The following is a 3,519-nucleotide window of genomic DNA, read 5'->3' as shown; positions in this document are numbered from 1 at the left end:
GCTAATTCAGTTTCGATTTGACAAACTGGGCAAGCATCAATTTGCATCGACTGACTACATCGTAAGCAAGTAAAATAATGTTGATGGTTTTCGACTAAACTGTATAGTAATTCACCCTCGATCGAAGTCCGACTTTTTATCAATCCTTGCAGTCGCAATACTTCTAGTCCGCGATAGACAGTTGCTAAACCCAAAGTTTTGTGGCTGGTTCGCAATTGGACATATAGATCTTGGGTAGAAATTTCACCATCAATTGTTTTGAGTTTTTTTAAAATGCGTTCTTGGTGCGGAGTTAATCGTGCGATTAAACCAGTGTTACTCATATTTTCAGTTTTAGATAAAATCACGATCTCGTCTAACTATACAACAATAGTTATTCTCACGATAACACTAACTTAAAATTTAAACTATTAGTAATATCTCTGACGAATGAAAGCTAAATGTCCCACACGAGATCGTCATTACGGAAATGGCTCTAGCTCAAAAAATTACCTTAGTCCATCAATAGTAATCGATCGTGGCAAATATCTTCTTAACGTCGATGCTCGAACTAGATTTACCACGATCTACTCGATTGTTGTTAAAATTAATGATAATAAATTGCAATAATAGCTAAGACTGACGATTACCTTCTGCTTTTGGCGTTAGCCTGCCGTAGGCACAGGCAGACGCTAAAGCGAATGGTAGCGGATTCACTCCTCACTCAAACAGGCATAATGACCAACACACACTATTTCCCACGGCGATCTTATCTCGATTTGCTTCGTACCGATACGTGGCGAATCGATTCTGGCATAATTAGAGCGATTACCTGGATAGAAGATGGTTCACCAACTACTTTGGGATTTTGGGGGGCAGGGGAGATAGTCGGAAATGCTCTATTGGGATCGAATAATTATCAGTTAGAATGTTTGACTCCAGTGACAGCAGCACCATTACTCGCCGCAAACTGTGAGAATGTGGGAACGCTCTCGCATATTCAGCGACTCCAAGAATTACTAATTATTCGTAGTTGTAAGCGAATTGAGGATCGGCTATTAAAACTATTGATTTGGCTGGGTAGGCGGTTTGGTAGTAATGAAGACACTGGAATCATCTTCGACATCTTCTTGACTCACCAAGATCTAGCAGACGCACTGAGTACCACGCGAGTGACGATTACCCGCAGTCTGAAGGATTTAGAACGGCAAGGCACGATTCTTCATTTATCTAACCGTCGGCTGTTTATCGTTCGCGGAGCGTCTCCCGTGGAGAATCAATCTGCCTACTCATCAAGCGATCCTGCTTTCCAGAAACCAGTCAACAATCTCGCTACCCTCGTACTTCCGGTTGGGGTAGCCACTCCCCTGTGGAATCGCCCGCTCAGTGTTAGCTACCGTTAGTAGTTAGCCCGAACTAACATTATTGGCTACCTTTACTGGTGGCGATAAAAATCCTGCTCATGACGACGAGTTTAAATCAAGAATGATAATCATTATTGAAGCTGTCAAATTTAGTATATTATTGACAGGAGACGCAACAGACAGGGACAGCACCTACAAAATGATGTGTCAATTCAAACCATCTACCCACTAGGCGCAAAATATGACAACTAATTCATTGCTCAATGATGCAATTTACATTGCCAAAAATCCAGTAGTAGCAAAGGCTGTCACCGATGGTAAGTATGCGTCGGGGGCTGAGGAGTATTCCCAAGTTGGACAGTTTCAAGAACGCAGCGGTGTCATCTTTGAGGGTACAAGCGGTAACGATCTCGTTCAAGCTTCAGGGCAGAAATCATCGGTAATCGGAGTCAAAGTTGAGAGTGCGGAAGTCGGTTCGCGCTTGATTAATGCCAAAACTGGATCGTTAGGTGTCGGTGAAGTCGATACTTTATTCGGTTCGCCAGGGCGGAATGTTTTTTATTTAGGCGACAATGCAAAGGAAAACCCGTCGGACTTTTATCTAGGGAATGGCGATAAAGATTACGGATTAATTCGTAACTTCGATCCGACTAGTGAAGATGCAGTTTATTTAGCTGGGAAGCCTGAAGATTATACTTTTAAAACCATTAATGGTAGCGTCAACATTTCCAAGGGTGGCGATTTGATTGGGATTGTGGAAGGTGTACCAAAATTAATTGCTGATGGCTTATTTACTGAGAAGGGAGCGTCGCTATTTGCACCTCAAAATTCTTACTGGGCTAGTCGCACACAGCCTTACTTTAATGAACCTGCATACTTGGCTGCAAATCCAGATGTAAAAGGATTAATTGAAGCGAAGACATATACCTCCGGTTGGGATCATTGTAGTAAGGTGGGTATTGATGAAGGACGACAAACTTTCTTCAATGGTAAAATCGGTAATGATAGCTTCTTTTATCCTTTAGGTAATGCTACCGTAGTTAGTTTTCCAATTACTAAGTACGCTCCAATAACAAAAGCGATCGAAACTGCTACAACCGGAACGGGAGAACGCGATCACTATCACGGATTGACACATTCGATCGGATGAGCAGCTAAAACATCGTACAGTAACGGATGATTTCGAGCATCCAATTGACTACCAGTCGCAACCCAAATTCGGTCGATATTCTGATGATGAATGCACTCATGGACGGCTGAATTATCGCAATGTATCTGCCAGCCCTTATCGCTCCATTCAGCTCTAGATACCCCACACTGCTCATAGAATTCAATCTTCCCCTCTCGTTCTAGTTTCCGCAATTGAGACAGTACCATTGGAGTCATTGAGCCGCCATTGCGTGCTTGTTGAATCATCTGCCAGCGAGTATGTAAATCTGGTTCCGCCCAGAAACCTTTGAGATATTTCGGCCCGATCCAACCAGGATCGGCATCGAATAGTTTGTCATAAACATTGCGGCGAGACATTAATAGCACCTGTGCGCCGCGTTCGACTGCCCCTAACGCTAGATGTCCGCTGGTTAGACCTCCACCGACGATTAGGATTCGTTCGCCCTGTAAATGCAATCCTCGCAGGTCTACCTGATGGGAATGCAAGAGCCGATCCTGGGGATAATTTGTCGGAATTTGCCCCACCCAGTCAGGGAGATTCGGCACGGCTCCACCATTGGCAATTACCACTCGACGGGCGATAATAGTTTGCCCGTTAGATAGGTGTAGACAGAAGCGAGAACGACCGCGATCGCAGATTGGTTCGACTCGAACAACTTGAGCCGGATAAACACAATCTTCCAATTGCCACCGCCGGACGGTTTCCTGGCAGAAATCCCGAAATAGTTGAGTTCCTGGCAAGTCGTAGGGGGCGACTAATTCATTTGGACGGGGAGCGGCAAAAGTCCGCAGCGCATGAGGATTGGGATCGGGCTGATGAACGGCTGGCGATCGTAAGTGCGGAATCTCGAAGGCGGCAAACTGATGATGCCATTGATTCATCCAGGTACCACTAGGATCGAAGACAAGAAACCGTCCAAGCATGGATTTCTTTTTCTGTAATAGATGCGTCACCAGCGTCAGCGCATGAGGGCCAGCCCCAACAATTGCCAGATCGATGAATTCG

At 44.7% G+C, this 3,519-nt stretch carries 4 protein-coding genes; 2 read left to right on the top strand and 2 right to left on the bottom strand.

What is annotated here, in order from left to right:
• Positions 1-323 (bottom strand): transcriptional repressor (locus RMO79_RS11115; RefSeq protein ID WP_310483221.1); only part of this gene is annotated, 323 nt, incomplete at its 3' end.
• Positions 324-716: 393 nt separating this feature from the next.
• Between RMO79_RS11115 and RMO79_RS11110 the strand changes: the two genes are divergently transcribed.
• Together RMO79_RS11110 and RMO79_RS11105 are read left to right on the top strand one after the other, a co-directional pair.
• A complete protein-coding gene (locus RMO79_RS11110; RefSeq protein ID WP_310483220.1) occupies positions 717-1,382 on the top strand; it encodes a Crp/Fnr family transcriptional regulator in 666 nt (221 codons plus the stop codon).
• A 202-nt stretch (positions 1,383-1,584) separates the two neighbouring features.
• On the top strand, positions 1,585-2,493 hold the full coding sequence (locus RMO79_RS11105; protein WP_310483219.1) for a hypothetical protein: 909 nt from the start codon (positions 1,585-1,587) through the stop codon (positions 2,491-2,493).
• On the opposite strand, the gene RMO79_RS11100 is transcribed toward RMO79_RS11105, so the two are convergent.
• Positions 2,466-3,519: SidA/IucD/PvdA family monooxygenase (locus tag RMO79_RS11100; RefSeq protein WP_310483218.1), on the bottom strand; the 1,054-nt coding region annotated here is incomplete at its 5' end. The genes RMO79_RS11105 and RMO79_RS11100 overlap by 28 nt on opposite strands.

Source organism: Chamaesiphon sp. VAR_48_metabat_403, from assembly GCF_031422475.1.
In the GTDB taxonomy this organism is placed as follows: domain Bacteria; phylum Cyanobacteriota; class Cyanobacteriia; order Cyanobacteriales; family Chamaesiphonaceae; genus Chamaesiphon.
The sequence above is the reverse complement of the archived record's forward strand: the minus strand, read 5'-3'. Positions and strand labels throughout refer to the sequence as shown.